The organism is Microcystis sp. M53598_WE2, assembly GCF_030067735.1.
In the GTDB taxonomy this organism is placed as follows: domain Bacteria; phylum Cyanobacteriota; class Cyanobacteriia; order Cyanobacteriales; family Microcystaceae; genus Microcystis; species Microcystis aeruginosa.
In genome coordinates this window covers 1-1046 of record NZ_JASJFE010000323.1, presented here as the reverse complement: position 1 = coordinate 1046, position 1046 = coordinate 1, and the positions used below count along the sequence as shown (strand labels likewise).

Sequence of the window (1046 nt, the reverse complement as noted above, 5' to 3'; positions counted from 1 at the left end):
TATTGAAGATGCGGCGGAAATGCACGGTCAAACCTATCAAGGTAAACCCTGTGGTAGTTTCGGTGATATCAGTATCTTTAGTTTCTATTCCAACAAACATATTACCACTGGGGAAGGGGGCATGATTGTCACCAACCAAGAGGATATTTTTGAGCGTTGTCGTTCCCTGAGAAATTTATATTTTCAGCCCCAACGACGTTTTATTCACGAAGAACTGGGCTGGAATCTGAGGATGACTAATCTGCAAGCGGCAGTGGGTTTAGCACAATTAGAACAGCTAGAAACTTTTGTCCAGCGCAAGAGAAAAATGGGCAGACGCTACAGGGAATTATTGCAAAATATCCCCTGTCTAGAATTGCCTCTACCTCAAACTGATTATGCCGAAAATATTTATTGGGTTTATGGTATTGTTCTCAAAGATGAGGTTAACTTTGATGCTACGGAAGCGATGAAACGCCTCAAAGAACATCAGATTGGTACGCGTCCTTTTTTCTGGTGTATGCACGAACAACCGGTATTTCACAAAATGGGATTATTGCAAAATATTTCCTGTCCCGTGGCTGAAAGACTGGCGCGCAGGGGTTTTTATCTGCCTAGCGGTTTAGCTCTCACGGACGAGCAAATTGAGCGAGTGGCCCAAGCAGTTCGGCAAGTTTTTGCTGAGGCTGAGTAGGGATGAAAAATTGATAAAAATTTTTTGAATAAAAACCGACTTTTATGATAATTGGCACGGAGTTTTTATCTTGGGTAGTAATTGCCGCCGGTTGCTTTTATTCCCTATATCTATGTATTTCAGTTCCCAAGGATGTTTTTTTTAATGGCGATGGAGCGCTGAAAGCTTTACTAGCTCGTCAGCTAAGTAATGGTCCATGGCGATTTGACTTAGTTGAGCGCGCAGAAGCTTGGGTTACTCGTCTTTGGCAAGAGGGTTTATACACTTATCGTCCCCCTTTTGTCTACTACTTAAATCAACGTTATTATATCTCTTTTCCTTTTTCATTCTCTTTGCTAACTTCCCTTTTTTATAAATTTTGGGGTTATCGGGG

At 41.7% G+C, this 1046-nt stretch carries 1 protein-coding gene and 1 pseudogene; both read left to right on the top strand.

The window, feature by feature from the left end:
• On the top strand, positions 1-673 hold a 673-nt coding region (locus tag PX636_RS07060; protein WP_288116585.1), incomplete at its 5' end, for a DegT/DnrJ/EryC1/StrS family aminotransferase.
• Between the two features lie 44 nt (positions 674-717).
• A pseudogene (locus PX636_RS07055) lies at positions 718-1046 on the top strand (polyprenol monophosphomannose synthase); the annotation flags it as partial.